Source organism: Chitinophaga sp. H8, from assembly GCF_040567655.1.
GTDB classification, from domain to species: Bacteria; Bacteroidota; Bacteroidia; order Chitinophagales; family Chitinophagaceae; genus Chitinophaga; species Chitinophaga defluvii.
Map to the genome: position 1 here is coordinate 1,665,943 of NZ_JBEXAC010000001.1, position 15,069 is coordinate 1,681,011.

Consider the following 15,069-nt stretch of genomic DNA (forward strand, 5'->3'; position numbering starts at 1 on the left):
TGATTTGCATTATAAATGGCCGTGTTGCTATACGGATTTACATCAATTCCCTGGTGATCAGGGAAGAACAATTATTTGCCTGTCTTCAATACGGAAGTGATGGTTGTTGTCGTTTTCTTCGAGTGCCTTTAATACATCAGACAGGTTTAAGTTACGGCTGATAGCGCCACCATAGGTAGCATTGCCGGGTTTAGCTTTATAAACGATGTCTACATTGTACCATCTGGATATTTCGCGGAGAATAGTGGCGAGGTCGGCATTATTGAAAATAAACCGGCCATTTTTCCAGGCTGTAACCCGGTCGGTATCTGCGTTTTGTACAGACATGGAACGATCCTGTGGATTAAAAATGGCTTGTTGGCCAGGCTGGAGGATTTTTTCTGCACCGGCTTCTTTTACTTTTACAGCACCTTGCAGCAGGGTGGTATTAACTGTGCTTTCATCATCATAGGCCATGATATCAAACTGGGTGCCGAGCACCTGTATCTCCAGCTGGTTCACCTGCACGATAAATGGTTGTGCTGCTTTTTTAGCAATTTCGAAGTACCCCTGTCCCTGTAGTTTAACGATCCTTTGCGGACCATTGAAAGCAGTCGGGAAGGTGAGGGCAGAGGCGGAGTTCAGCCATACCTTACTGCCATCAGGCAGGGTAAGCTGGTACTGTCCGCCTTTAGGTGTAGTAAGTTTGTTATAGCTTACCTGTTCAGGAGGTGTATTCGTAGTGTATTGCAGTTGACCGTTTTGTTGGCTGATACTGATATTGCCGTGTTGGATGATACGGTTGGCCACGCTGTCGAGGGTGATGCTGGAACCATCAGCAAGTGTAAGCACCGCTTTGTTATTACCAGGCGCCACGTCTTGCTGACTATGTTGCCCGGCCACCTGTACCGGGCGGTATTTTTTTTGCCATTGGTACCATCCTGTGGTAATCAATAATAATACCGCTGCAGCGGCTGCCAGGCGTTTCCAGGCAAAATAGCTTTTTTCTATCCGGAGTGGTGTAATAATATCCTGACTGTCTGAGATCGCCGCAAATAGTTTTTCGCTTTGTGCTTCGCTGAATAGCGGTTGCTCTGGAGTAAAGCTTTGGTAAGCCTGTTCCATCAGTTTTTTTATCTGTGCTTCATTGGCCGGATCGCGCAACAGCAACATAAATTCATCCCGCTCTTCCTGGCTGGCAGTTTTTTCGAAGTAACGGAAAAATAGCCAGGTAAGCCTGTCATCCTGCATATACTGGAATTTGAATGGTTGATAAAATCCGCATCAATATAAAGACCCACCGGTTACTAAAAAGGGGTAATGAGGGATAAGAATTTTTTTTGAGGGTTATCAGGGGAGGGTAATGGGCGTAAGCAATATCAATAAGATGACTGTATCCATGTGGCCATGTACATAAGCTGTAATGCTTCGCAGGGCCAGTTTCATATGCTTTTTAGAGGTTTCAGCAGTGATGCCCAGTTGTGCCGCAATTTCGGCATGCTTCATCCCTTCATGCCGGCTGAGGAAATAAACTTTTTGTTGTTGTGGAGGTAATTGTGCGATGGCCGCATCAATCAGCGCCCGGTAAGTATCTCCTATATTATTATCATCCGCCGGGCCGGTTGTTTCTTCAAATTGTTCTCCCCAGGAGATATTACGTTGGTGATCAGTTGCCTTTTTTCGGAGGCATCTGAAAGTGTAGTTCCTGCAGAGGATAAACAGATAGTTGGTAAAACTGGTCAGGCCTGGTAATATCTCCCTTTTCAACCAGAGCTTGATGAATACATCCTGTACGATGTCTTCTGTCATTTCCATCGACTCAGTGATCCTGAACACATAAGCTGCCAGCGACTGATGGTACGCCTGAAACAAGTCGGCAAAGGCTTCCTGATTTCCTTGTGCTACCTGGTGAAGTAATGTTATCTCATTATGGGCTGGTTTAATTGACAATCTATACAGGATTATGTTTCACGATAAAACTAATCAAAAAAGCGATAACCGTTTAAATATTTAAGCCGGATTGTTGGCAGGTAGTGCTTGTTCCATTTCCTGTTGCAGCGGAATATGTTTGAACTTGGCTTTGCTCCATGCCAGGAAATCGAAATATTTTTGTAATTGTAATTCGTATTTGTCTGCTTCAATCGGCGGAATGGATGATTTTATTTTTCCCCATAATATCTGGTTTTTCATGAGCCCATTACCATTAGGGTGCAGCGAGATGATTTTAAAGATCAGCTTTTCCGTTTTCAGCAATTGCCCTTTATATTGAAAAGTACGCTTGTACGACCGGATATCATACTGCAGATACTCCAGGTTGTGCTGTTCATAATGTATTAATATATTAAGCAGACGGGCAGCTTTGTAAACAGGGGAGTGATAATTGATCTTACCCATCAGGATAATCCGGTTAATATACTTGTTGGCTTTTTCCCACTGGTGCGCGCCAAAATAGCTGAGCCCGAGGTAGAACAGTAGTTCACTTTGTTTCTCATAATCGATGATGTTGCCTTCTTTCAGTAGTGCCGGATCGATATCCTGTGCCAATGCAACCGCTTCCTGGAATCTGCCCATGCCAGTCAGCATATTCAAACGGTATATCCATATTGTTTTTGCAGCGATGAAGGAAAAATATTCTGTCTGGTCAGGTCTGGTCAGTAACCGGATTTTTTGGATATAAAATTCCATGGTATCGTAATGGCGGATGGTGCGCAGGCTATCCAGGATGCCTTCCAGGCAGGAAAGGTAATCCAGTGGTGGGTTATTCCACATGCCAGGGTTTGACTCAAACAGCATGTTCAGCTCCTGGAAGATTTTCAGAGCAGATTTATAATCGCTGATATGCGTAAAGAAGAATGACTGAAACAGCAGGTGTAGTTTCTGTGATTCGAAATTATAGTCTACTTTCCCGGTGATCAGGCTCAGTTCACTCAGCAACAGGTCGTTCAGATGTTTCTTATCCTGTTCCGACAGGGTTTTGCCTGCATAGATCAGCCGGTGTTTTAACAGTTCAAAGAGCGAATGATGCTCATGGATCTTGTGCATTCCCTTGAGCGTATGCCTTGCCTTCATTTGTATATCCAGGAGATCCTTATCGGTAAGACCGGGAAACTGCTGGTCCGACAGATGGTCCAGCTCATAGCGGTAAGTCAGGTACTGAATAAAGTGATTCTGAGAAGCCACCGCTGTTTGCTGTACTTTCTTCAGTTCCTTGTAGCCCTCATCCAGCAGGGAGCGTTCAAATAAAACCCTTACCCGCAGGAGGTTGTAATGCTGCTGGAAAACGGCATCCTTTTCCGTACGGCTTTGGATCAGACTATCTGTTAATACCTTCAGCAGGTACTTGGCCGCATTTTCGAGGGAAGCGCCAGGGCATTGCTGTTGGAACTTCTTTTCCAGGGAGGAGAGATCCATCAGTTTGCTTTGATCTATGAGGTCAAAGAGGGTCAGATAATCTTTATTACCGGATTGTTTACGGGAAGAAAGTTTAAAATGTCTTTTTTCTGCGCTGGAAAGTGACTTTACCAGCCGGATGATTCCCTGCTTGGACATAGGTGGAATTTATTAATCAGGTTTCCAAAATACAAAACATTTTTAAGTATACAAATTATTGATATACAGTCAATTGAATTGTAGTGTAATATTGTTTTGTTATTATAGGATACTATTATCCGGTAAAAAGTGGTCAATTAATGCCAAAAGCAAAAGATATTTTTGAAACAGTATCAACCAGTACACTATTTATTATTACCACGAAAAGCGTTATCCACGTAATTACATTTAAACTTAATCATATAAAGGACATATGAGTGCAAAAAAGATCATTGTAGTGGGCAGTACCAATATGGATATGGTAGTGAAAACAAGCCATATTCCCGTGCCCGGTGAAACGGTGTTGGGAGGTTCGTTTTTTATGAATCCGGGAGGAAAAGGGGCTAATCAGGCGGTGGCTGTAGCACGTTTAGGAGGAGAAGTATCTTTTATTTCCAAGGTAGGCAACGATATATTTGGTAAGCAGTCATCCCAGTTGTTTGAAGAAGAAGGGATCAGCACCAGGTATTTATTAGCTGATGCCGGAGAGCCTTCCGGTGTAGCATTGATCACCGTAGATGCCCATGGAGAGAATAGTATTGTGGTAGCCTCCGGCGCTAATGCCAATCTGCTGCCTAAAGACCTGGAAGCTGCATTGAATGAAATTGCTGGTGCAGGTATATTATTGATGCAGTTGGAGATTCCTATGGAAACAGTCCATTTTGCAGCAAAATATGCAGCATCCCTGGGTATTAAAGTGATCCTGAACCCGGCGCCTATGAATACCCTGACACCGGAATTATTACAGCATGTACATATTATTACACCTAATAGTAAAGAAGCCGAAATGTTATCGGGCATTCCTGTGAACAGTATAGCAGATGCCAGAAAAGCCGCAACACTCATTGCGGGGATGGGAGTGAAGAATGTGGTGATCACGATGGGGGCACAGGGCGCATTGATATTGGAAGATGGAAGATTTGAAGAAGTGCCTGCCCGTCCGGTAGAAGCAGTAGATACTACGGCAGCGGGAGATGTATTTAACGGTGCACTGGCAGTAGCGTTATCTGAAGGTAAAACCCTGGCAGAGGCGGTTCAGTTTGCCTGCCAGGCGGCAGCTATTTCTGTTACCCGGTTAGGTGCACAATCTTCCATACCACACAGAAATGAGTTGATCGTAAGCAATCTGCCCAGGTTGTAGGTTATGGTTGAAGTATTCCACGAAATATCTGTTTATCACCTGTAAATCAAACTTATGTTTATTGTAGAAAGCTATGCTGTTGCTGTTTTCTTTTGCATTATTACCATGTTATGCTGGGGATCGTGGGCCAATACGCAAAAATTGGTACACGGTAAGTGGCGGTTTGAACTGTTCTACTGGGATTATGTAATTGGTATTTTCCTGGTATCCTTGCTGGGGGCTTTTACGTTGGGTAGTTATGGAGAGCAGGGCCGGAGTTTTGTCCCCGATTTGCTGCAGGCTACTTCCAGTAATATCGGCAGTGCCTTTATCGGCGGGATTGTATTTAACCTGGCCAATATCCTGCTTACTGCTGCGATTGCTATTGCGGGGATGTCGGTGGCCTTCCCGGTGGGTATAGGTATTGCGCTGGTGTGGGGCGTATTGATGAACTACTTCCTGGTTGCCAGAGGTAATCCCATGTTACTTTTTATAGGGGTATTGCTGGTAACGGTAGCGATTATCCTGAATGCGATGGCTTACCGGGCTGCAGCGGCCCAAAAGAAAAAGGCGGGTGCAAAAGGAATCATCCTTTCCGTAATAGCAGGGGTTTTGATGTCCTTCTTTTACCGCTTTATTGCGGTAGCAATGGACCTGAACAACTTTGTAGATCCGGAGCCAGGCAAGATGACGCCTTATACCGCCTTTGTAATTTTTGCAGGAGGGATATTGGTGAGTAATATATTATTCAATACCGTGATGATGAAACGTCCACTGGAAGGAGAGCGGTTATCTTATGCAGATTACTTTAAAGGCGGCTGGCAGGTGCATGCTGTAGGTTTATTGGGAGGTGCTATCTGGGCAATAGGCAATTTGTTTAACCTCATTGCGGCAGGTAAGGCCGGCCCGGCTATTTCTTATGGATTAGGCCAGGGGGCTACACTGGTAGCAGCGATATGGGGCGTATGGGTATGGAAGGAATTTAAAAATTCAAGTTCGTATATTACCCGGTTGCTGGCTGGTATGTTTGTTTGTTTTGTAATTGGGCTGGCATTAATTATTATTTCCGGAGGTTCCTGATAAAAGTTCTTCACCTAAAGATCACTATGATGCATACACTCATTAAGATAACTGCATTTTGCGCACTGCCTTTTTTATTAAGAGGTAATGTATCAGCACAAACACACAAACCGGTGACGGTTATTTTTGATACGGATATTGGCAACGATATAGATGATGTACTGGCATTATCTATGCTATATACCTATCAGCAAGCAGGTCGGATCGATCTAAAAGCCATTACAGTCAGCAAAGCGCATCCCTATGCGGTAGCTTTTACTGATCTGATGAACCGCTACAATAAAATGGGGAATATCCCTATTGGGTATGTTGGCGCCAAAGGGGCTACTCCTGATTCCGGCTTGTATACGGGGCAAACCCTGGGATACCGGGAGCAGGGTAAAAAAGTTTTTACGGCTAATCTGCAACTGGCAGATCAGGTGCCAGAAGCCTATAAACTGCAAAGAAAAGTATTGGGCGCAGCGCCGGATGGATCTGTGGTGATGATCGTAGTAGGGTTTTCTACCAATATTGCCCGCCTGCTGGCATCCGGAAAGGATGAATATTCCAATTTAAGCGGCAGGGAACTGGTAGCTAAAAAAGTAAAGAAGCTGTATATGATGGCAGGAATGTTTGGTGATAACCCCTTTCCGGAATACAATGTGGTAGAGGATAGCAGTGCTGCGCGTATTGTATTTGAACAATGGCCGGGTAAAGTGGTTACCAGCGGATTCGAGGTGGGGGCCCGTATCCATTTCCCTGCAAAGGCCCTGATCCGTAGTTTTCCGCAGCTGTGGGACCATCCGATGGTGAACGCTTATTTCCATTATATTAAAATGCCTTACGACCGTGAAACATGGGATCTTACCAGTGTACTGCATGCAGTGGAAGGCGATAAACATTATTTCCGGGAGTCAGCTGCCGGGGTTGTTAAAATAGCACCCGACGGGAAAAGTACTTTCAGTGAACAGGCGGGTGGAAAACATCATATCCTGTTCCTGGATGAAAATAAGATTGCGCCTATCATCCACCGGTTTGTACAAACAGTGGGAGGGCATTATTGATTTAGTCATGTGAACAATGATAAAGAGGCTGTCCTGTTTTGGGGCAGCCTCTTCCTTTTTATGGATAGTAACCTGTTAGTAATATTCGTAGGTCCTTACCAGTTTGCTTACGCCATCCACCACTTCAAAGGTTTTGATTACCCGGAGGTGGTTATCGGTGCCAAAGGAGAAGGCGCCGGCATCTACTACCGGGGTATCATATACCCGTTTTTTAATTTTCGCGGGCAACATGGGACTTGCCACATCAATACCATTGGAAAACAGGATAAAAGCATTTGAGATCATGTTTAACGATGCAAGGTGGGTTTGTTTGAGTACTTCATATTCCGGATTTACCACATTGCTGTATGAAAAGAAATGCTCTGATTCCAGGTATTCTCCAAGGGCAGCTGCCTGGCGGGTGATGTTTTGTACACTATCTGTATAATCCAGTATATATCCATAAGATACGGGCTTTACCACTTGCTGTGGCCTTGGGTCCCAGTTGAAAGGATAAGGTGGACGTAAGAATTCCGCCTTGCCGATTTCTTCCTGCCCGAAAACAATGTACTTTATTCCTACTGTGTCATATTGATAATAAACTGTTGGAGGCATATTCATGCTGTCGATACCTACAAGGGAATCCAGCCGGTTGTTACCGCTGTACATCAGTTTGTAAGTAAGTGTAAAACTGCCTTCCCAGCTGCTGATTGTTTCCAACCGTAAATTATCATCGTAGGTATATTCCCTTGTGGCATACAAGGCGCCCGTTTCCAGGGAGTAAAGGGACACTTTTTTTAATGGGCTTTTAAAAGGAGGGAATCCTCCTTCATTTACCCCACCTGGCAGATGCTTCTTGCAGGCAACAAACGAAAGGGATAACAACAGGCATAATAAACTTGCCCTTGTAGCATAATGCTTCATGATAAGATGCAATTTTAAATGTGAATAAGAATAAATACCAATCCTGCATATGGGACGGAAGGGACAAAAATGTAAGGAGATGGTTTAGGTATAGGCCTAAGATTAAACCTGGGGTTGTTAACAGCAGCAAAAGTAAAAAGTTTCCCTGCAATAATACCGCAGCAGGTTGTCTGCTTCGCTGCACACTTATTTTCATCAATACGGGAAATAACATATTGCAACAACGTTGCAATATATTATATTTGCCATCTGGTTTTAAAATGAGAGGAGCAGCTTGTTTAACAGGCTGTTGGTTTGAGTTAATAAAAAGAATTATGCAAGTGAAATCAAATTACCGTTCCAGATGGGATGTTATCGGCATCGGTGCTTCCCTGGCCTGTGCCCTGCATTGTGTATTGTTACCGGTTGTTTTTACCACATTACCTTTATTTGGGATAGAGCTCCTGGAAAATATTTACCTGGAAATTGCCACCATTCTGGTGTCTATGAGCGTAGGTGGCTGGGCCTTATGGAAAGGTTATCGCCAGGTACACCATCATTTTTCTATCGTCCTGCTCTTTCTGATGGGGCTGGTGTTCATGATCTCAGGCAACTTTTTTTCGACAGAAAGTTTACACATGTCTGCCAAATTGATCGGTGCAGCGTTGATCATTACTGCACATATCCGGAACTGGCGGCAGAGTAGGTATTATGCTTATTGCGGTACAAAAAATCAATCTCCGGCAAAATAATACTACAGTAGATGTTTGCCGGGTAGTACGCCTAAGCGCACACGTTATTATGTTTTTGTTAAATGAACGGCGCAAAGCAGGTGCTTATCAATATAATAGTGCTATTTTACAAGTTGGACCTGTGCGGTAGGTACGGCTGGTATTGCCTGACACAGTTCCATGGTACCGGGCTAATTTTAAAAAAGCAAAGTAGCAACGCAAGTAGATTGTAAAACATAATAAAGGAAATGAAAAGAAGAGATTTTTTCAGGAATGCCTCGCTTACTGCATTGGGCGCCTCTTTGTTAGGCCCTTCACAACTGGTAGCAGCAGGTAACGCAAAGAAACGGGGTAAAACAGCTAAAAATATCATTTTCCTCGTGAGTGACGGGATGAGTACCGGTACCCTGAATATGGCCAGCTTACTGATGCAGCGCAAATATGGCCGCCAAAGCCAGTGGCTGCAACTGTATGAACAAAATCTGGTAACCCGCGCTTTGATGGATACAGCTTCGGCCAATTCCCTGGTCACAGACTCTGCAGCTGCCAGCTCTTCCTGGGGTGGTGGGGTGAGGGTACCTAATGGTGCTTTGAATGTAAGCGCGGATGGTACAGCACATAAGCCTATCCTGCAGAAATTTAAAGCGGCAGGTAAGGCCGTGGGATGTGTGACTACAGTACCGATTACACATGCTACACCTGCAGGCTTTTGTGTAACCTCAAAATCCCGGGGCGATCAGGAAGAAATTGCTTTGCAATACCTGCCACTCAAATTTGACGTGATGATGGGCGGTGGCCTGGAATATTTCAGCAAAGAAAAACGTAAGGATAAAGCAGATGTGTTCCAACAGTTTGAACAGGCAGGATATGCGGTAGTACAGGATAAAAACACTATGCAGGCATTAAATGCCCCTGCTGGAAAACCGGTACTGGGTGTTTTTTATGAGGGAGGGTTGCCTTATTCACTGGATGCCGCACAGGATGCGGCTATCAGCCAGCAGGTACCTACACTGGCGGCAATGACGCAAAAGGCCATCAGCCAGCTGAAAAAGAACAACAAAGGTTTTGTGCTGCAGGTAGAAGGCGGGAAAGTGGACTGGGCCGCTCATGCGAATGACGCAGGTGCATTGCTGTACGACCAGATCGCTTTTGATGAAGCAGTAAAAGTTGCGATAGATTTTGCAATGGCAGATAAAGAAACCCTGGTGATCATTACCACGGATCATGGTAATGCCAATCCGGGATTGTTCTCCGGTAGTAAAACCAATGAAAACTTTGACAGGCTACAGCAATTTAAATATACCAACGACTGGATCCTGAGGGGTATTACCCGTGATTTCTCTGCTGCGCAGGTAATAGAACGTATTGAAGCTGCACAGGGGATCGTTATTACAAAAGACGAAGCCGCAGCTATATTAAGTCATTATAACCAGCTGGATGAAAAGGGCATTTATAATCCTTATAAACTGCCTTTTAAACCCCTGGCATTGATTCAATCTGCTTACACTTCGATAGGATGGGGGGCCATGGACCACTCGGCCGATTATGTAGAGCTGGCCATGTACGGCCCGGGGAGTGAGCTGCTCCCGCCTTTTGTGAAAAATATTGCTTTGCATCAGCTTATGCTGACCGCAGCAGGTATAAGTAAAGCATAACAGCGCACAATCATGATAAACCGCTTACAGCGTTATTTAATAACGCTACAGGCGGTTTATTTCCTATTAAATAAAATTATCCTCCATTGTAGCCATAATTTTTATATTTGTGGCCGTGAAAACAAGGGGAGTATACATATTGTTCCTGTTTTTTATATTACAGCATACCGCTTTGAATCAGCTGCTGAAGCTGCCCACGCTGGTGGAGCATTACCTGGAGCATCAGCAACGGAATCATCAGTTGGGTGTAACGGACTTTCTATGTATGCATTACTGGGGCACGGATGAAGATGATGACGATGAGGAAAGAGACCGCCAGCTGCCTTTTAAGAATGTAGACATCCATAGTTTTCACTATTCTTTTGTACCGCTGGCCAAAGCCGTTGCGGTAAAGCGCCAGGAATACGATTGTGTGACGATTCATTACCCCGTCTTTAAAGATAATTACCTGCCGGAACCGGCATTAAGCGCCCTGTTCAGACCCCCACGGGCATAATCCGTTTTATACTGCTGTTTTTATGGTTGTGGTCCTGCTTCATACAGGCACGCCATACATTTATTAATTGCTATCAGCATTAATGTAAAAGGTTATGCTAAATAAGATCATTAGCTTTTCTGTAAAGAATAAGCTGATAATAGGGCTATTTATACTGGCACTGGTTGGTTGGGGAACCTATGAGCTTACAAAACTGCCAATAGATGCCGTGCCGGATATTACGGACAATCAGGTACAGGTGATTACCGTATCGCCTTCTCTGGGAGCGCCGGATGTAGAACGCCTGATCACTTTCCCGATAGAACAGGCCTGTAGTAATATTCCGGGGTTGAAACAGATCCGTAGCTTTTCCCGCTTTGGATTATCTCTGGTGACCATCGTTTTCCAGGAACATACAGACGTATACTGGGCCAGACAGCAAATCAGCGAACGCCTGCAACAGGTACAGCAGGAAATTCCTGCAGGGGTAGGCTCGCCGGAAATGGCGCCGGTAACCACCGGGTTGGGTGAAATTTATCAATACGTGATCCGGCCTTTACCAGGCTATGAAAGCAGGTATAATGCCATGGAGCTGCGCACTATCCAGGACTGGATGGTAAGGCGGCAATTGCTGGGCACACCCGGGGTGGCAGATGTGAGTAGCTTTGGCGGCGAACTTAAACAATATGAGATCGCTGTAAAGCCAGAACAGCTCAAAGCCAACAATGTTACCATTGCGGATGTATTTGATGCGCTGGAAAAAAACAATGAAAATACCGGTGGGGCTTATATTGAAAAAGGGCCTACCGTGCTCTATATCCGGAGTGAGGGGCTTACCACCGGCATGGAGGATATTGAGAAAGTAGTGGTGAAAACACTGAACAATGGCATGCCGTTACTGATCAGGGATATTGCTACGGTACAGTTTGGTGCCGCTACCCGCTATGGTGCGATGACTTTTAACGATAAAGGAGAAGTAGCCGGTGCGGTGGTGATGATGCTGAAAGGAGAGAACTCTTCGATGGTGATCAAAAATGTAAAAGCAAAGATTGCCCAGATTCAGCAATCATTGCCGGAAGGGGTGGTGATTGAACCTTTCCTGGACCGTACCAAGATGGTGAATAATGCGATCAATACTGTACAAACCAATCTCATCGAAGGTGCATTGATTGTGGTATTTGTGCTGGTATTCTTTTTGGGCAACTTACGTGCAGGGCTGATCGTTTCGTCCGTTATTCCGTTGTCCATGCTGTTTGCTATCATCCTGATGAACCAGTTTGGTGTAGGCGGTAATCTGATGAGCCTGGGGGCGATCGATTTTGGTTTGATTGTAGATGGTACCGTGATCGTAGTGGAAGCTATCCTGCATCGTTTTACGCATTCCCGTCATTTCAGGAATACCGGGGTCGTTACACAGGAGACGATGGATCAGGAAGTAAATACAGCTACAGGCACGATGATTAAATCGGCTGTTTTCAGCCAGATCATTATCCTGATTGTTTATTTTCCTATACTTTCCCTGGAAGGTATTGAAGGCAAAATGTTCAAGCCGATGGCACTGACAGTGGCCTTTGCCATATTGGGGGCCTTTATACTCTCGGTTACCTATGTGCCGATGATGAGTGCACTTTGCCTTAATAAGAAAATTAATCACAAGGCTACGTTATCCGACCGGATGATGACCTGGCTGGAAAGAAGGTATCAGCCTGCATTAAAGTGGATGCTGCAGTTTCCTAAAACCATCATCGCAGTGACGCTGGTGTTGTTTGCGATTGCGGTAATGATCCTTGGCAGGATGGGGGGAGAGTTTATTCCCGAGCTGGAAGAAGGAGATTTTGCGGTGGAAACACGTTTGCTTACAGGTAGTAACCTGAATACCACCATTGCAGCTACGCAAAAAACAGCGGCTATTCTGCTGAAAAAATTTCCGGAGGTAGAAAAGGTAGTTACCAAAATAGGTAGTGCAGAAATCCCTACGGATCCTATGCCCCTGGAAGCCAGTGATATGATGGTGATCCTGAAAGATAAAAAGGAATGGACTTCGGCAAAATCTTTTGATGAGCTGGCGGAGAAGATGACCAAAGAATTGTCTGTAGTACCTGGTGTAAGCGTAGGCTTTCAGTTTCCGGTGCAGATGCGTTTTAATGAGCTGATGACGGGGGCCCGGCAGGATGTGGTATGTAAGATCTTTGGAGAAGACCTGGACTCCCTGGCTTTGTATGCCAATAAGCTGGGAGAGCTGATCAAAACCGTGGATGGGGCGATTAACCTGTATGTGGAAACGGTGACCGGTATGCCCCAGGTGGTGATTAAATATAACCGGGATGCAATGGCCAAATATGGCTTGAATGTAAGCGATATCAACCGGGTGGTGAATACGGCATTTGCGGGTCAAAGTACCGGACTGGTCTATGAGGGGGAGAAGCGTTTTGATATGGTGGTGCGCCTGGCCGGAGGCTCGCGACAGCATATTACCGACGTGCAAAATCTGCTCATCCCTACTGCCCAGGGAATACAGATCCCACTGGAGCAGGTAGCCACCGTGGAGGAAACGGAAGGCCCCAACCAGATTCAGCGGGAAAACACCCGGAGGAGAATTATTGTGGGCTTTAATGTGAACGGCCGGGATGTACAGACGATCGTAAAAGAATTGCAGCATAAAGTTAGTACACAGATAAAGTTCCCGCCAGCGTATTCTATTGTATACGGCGGGGCTTTTGAAAACTTAACTGCAGCGCGGCAACGTTTGACCGTTGTGGTACCTATTGCTTTATTGATGATCTTCCTGTTATTATACTTTGCTTTTAATTCTGTGAAACAGGGATTACTGATTTATACCGCTATCCCTTTATCTGCCATAGGTGGTATTGTAGCACTATGGGTGAGGGATATGCCTTTCAGTATCTCTGCGGGTGTGGGATTTATCGCTTTGTTTGGGGTGGCTGTACTGAATGGGATCCTGCTGGTATCAGAATTTAACCGCCTGAAAAAAGAAGGCTGGGACGATATTAAGCGGGTAGTCATACACGGTACCAAATCTAAGTTAAGGGCGGTGCTGATGACTGCTTTGGTGCCTTCACTGGGTTTTATTCCAATGGCTATCAGCCAGGGGGCAGGTGCGGAAGTGCAGAAGCCGCTGGCCTCCGTGGTGATCGGAGGACTGATCATCTCCACTTTACTTACCCTTTTTGTATTACCGATGTTGTATATTTTATTTGAGAGAGGGTTCCGGCATTATCATGCGGGTAAAAAAGCAGGGATAACATTGCTGGTGCTGTTATTGGGCAGTGGCGTGTCCTTACAGGCACAATCTGCCGGACCAGTACCTGCCGGAGAAAAGATTACCCTGCAGGCAGCATTGGACATGGCGGTGAAGCATAATCTGGATATCCGTTCTTCACGATTGGGGGAACAATACTATCAGGCATTAAGGAAAAGCAATCTGGATATTGACAAAACGCAGGTTGGATTTGAATACGGTCAGATCAACAGCATTGAAGACGATAACCGTTTCATGATTTCGCAGGGTATTCAGTTTCCTACGGTGTACAAGCATCAGCGCAATATCAATAACACGCACATAGGAATCAGCAAAACGGCTACACTGCAAAAGGAGCAGGAACTGAAAGCTGCGGTTAAACAAACCTATTATAACTTGCTGGTATTGGCGCATAAATCGGCATTGCTGCAGGAAGCAGACAGTATTTACAGCGCATTTCTGCAAAAGGCAGCGCTGCGGCTTAAAACCGGTGATACGGATGCCCTGGAAAAAGCTACTGCAGAAAATCAACGTTTACAGATTGCCAATCAGCTGAGCCTGCTTAAAACAGATTATGAAACGACTTTAAACCACTTTCACTTATTATTAAATACCACATCACCATGGGTGCCTGATGAAGCAGCGGTAGTGTATCCACTGACTGTAATACCGGATACTACCGCTATCAGCAATACACCTGCTATGATGCTGCAACGGCAGCAGGTAGCACTTAGCGAGCAGGAAAACAAACTGGCAAAAAGCGTGCTGCTGCCCTCTTTTAACGTCGGTTATAACAATAGCAGTATCATGGGATATCAGCGTGTAGGGGAAGAAGAGAAGTATTTTGATCACAGCAAACGTTTTTCAACGGTGAATGTAGGGGTGGGTATTTCTATCTTCAGCAGTGCACAACGCTCACGGATCAAGGCATCGGGTATCCTGGTAAAACAGCGGGAACAGGAATTGGAAGCAACGCAGCAGCTATTAAATACCACATTGATAAATGCTACGCATACCTATTACCGCCATCTGCAGCTGCTGAAAAATTATGAATCAGTATTGCTGCCCAATGCGGCAACTATTATCAGCGGTGCGAATAAACGCCTGAGCAGCGGGGAAACCGGCTACCTGGAATGGGTAATCCTTATTAACCAGGCACTGGAAATAAGAAGTGGCTACCTGCAGGTGGTAGAGCAACTGAATGCGTCTGCATTTTTGATGGAAAAATTAAGTGGAATTAATTAGTACTAAAAGTTA

At 45.1% G+C, this 15,069-nt stretch carries 11 protein-coding genes; 7 read left to right on the forward strand and 4 right to left on the reverse strand.

The window, feature by feature from the left end; translation table 11 throughout:
* Positions 1-57: 57 nt before the first annotated feature.
* From ABR189_RS06340 to ABR189_RS06350, 3 genes are all read right to left on the reverse strand, one after another.
* On the reverse strand, positions 58-1,230 hold the full coding sequence (locus ABR189_RS06340) for a FecR family protein (protein WP_354659618.1): 1,173 nt from the start codon (positions 1,228-1,230) through the stop codon (positions 58-60).
* Between the two features lie 99 nt (positions 1,231-1,329).
* Positions 1,330-1,929, reverse strand: a complete 600-nt coding sequence (locus tag ABR189_RS06345; RefSeq protein ID WP_354659619.1) for an RNA polymerase sigma factor — start codon at positions 1,927-1,929, stop codon at positions 1,330-1,332.
* 60 nt (positions 1,930-1,989) lie between these two features.
* The gene (locus tag ABR189_RS06350) at positions 1,990-3,528 is read right to left on the reverse strand and encodes a BT2802 family ribose utilization protein (RefSeq protein ID WP_354659620.1); all 1,539 of its coding nucleotides are present in this window, start codon (positions 3,526-3,528) and stop codon (positions 1,990-1,992) included.
* A 253-nt stretch (positions 3,529-3,781) separates the two neighbouring features.
* Here ABR189_RS06350 and rbsK point away from each other — a divergent pair, with 253 nt between their 5' ends.
* Genes rbsK through ABR189_RS06365 form a run of 3 tightly spaced genes read left to right on the forward strand, consistent with a single transcriptional unit; the run spans position 3,782 to position 6,810 of the window.
* On the forward strand, positions 3,782-4,708 hold the full coding sequence (gene rbsK, locus ABR189_RS06355; RefSeq protein ID WP_354659621.1) for a ribokinase: 927 nt from the start codon (positions 3,782-3,784) through the stop codon (positions 4,706-4,708).
* 54 nt (positions 4,709-4,762) lie between these two features.
* Positions 4,763-5,767 (forward strand): GRP family sugar transporter, encoded by a 1,005-nt coding sequence (locus ABR189_RS06360; protein ID WP_354659622.1) that lies wholly within the window; start codon positions 4,763-4,765, stop codon positions 5,765-5,767.
* 26 nt (positions 5,768-5,793) lie between these two features.
* Positions 5,794-6,810 carry a nucleoside hydrolase gene (locus ABR189_RS06365; protein ID WP_354659623.1) on the forward strand — a complete coding sequence of 339 codons (1,017 nt, stop codon included), beginning with the start codon at positions 5,794-5,796 and terminating at the stop codon, positions 6,808-6,810.
* A 75-nt stretch (positions 6,811-6,885) separates the two neighbouring features.
* On the opposite strand, the gene ABR189_RS06370 is transcribed toward ABR189_RS06365, so the two are convergent.
* Entirely contained in the window at positions 6,886-7,713 is an 828-nt protein-coding gene (locus ABR189_RS06370; protein ID WP_354659624.1) for a hypothetical protein, read from the reverse strand.
* A gap of 314 nt (positions 7,714-8,027) precedes the next feature.
* Between ABR189_RS06370 and ABR189_RS06375 the strand changes: the two genes are divergently transcribed.
* The 4 genes from ABR189_RS06375 (at position 8,028) to ABR189_RS06390 (ending at position 15,057) form a co-directional block, all read left to right on the forward strand.
* On the forward strand, positions 8,028-8,444 hold the full coding sequence (locus tag ABR189_RS06375; protein WP_354659625.1) for a MerC domain-containing protein: 417 nt from the start codon (positions 8,028-8,030) through the stop codon (positions 8,442-8,444).
* Positions 8,445-8,671: 227 nt separating this feature from the next.
* Positions 8,672-10,078 (forward strand): alkaline phosphatase, encoded by a 1,407-nt coding sequence (locus ABR189_RS06380; protein WP_354659626.1) that lies wholly within the window; start codon positions 8,672-8,674, stop codon positions 10,076-10,078.
* Positions 10,079-10,193: 115 nt separating this feature from the next.
* The gene (locus ABR189_RS06385) at positions 10,194-10,574 is read left to right on the forward strand and encodes a hypothetical protein (protein ID WP_354659627.1); all 381 of its coding nucleotides are present in this window, start codon (positions 10,194-10,196) and stop codon (positions 10,572-10,574) included.
* A 94-nt stretch (positions 10,575-10,668) separates the two neighbouring features.
* The gene (locus ABR189_RS06390) at positions 10,669-15,057 is read left to right on the forward strand and encodes a CusA/CzcA family heavy metal efflux RND transporter (protein WP_354659628.1); all 4,389 of its coding nucleotides are present in this window, start codon (positions 10,669-10,671) and stop codon (positions 15,055-15,057) included.
* Positions 15,058-15,069 lie beyond the last annotated feature (12 nt).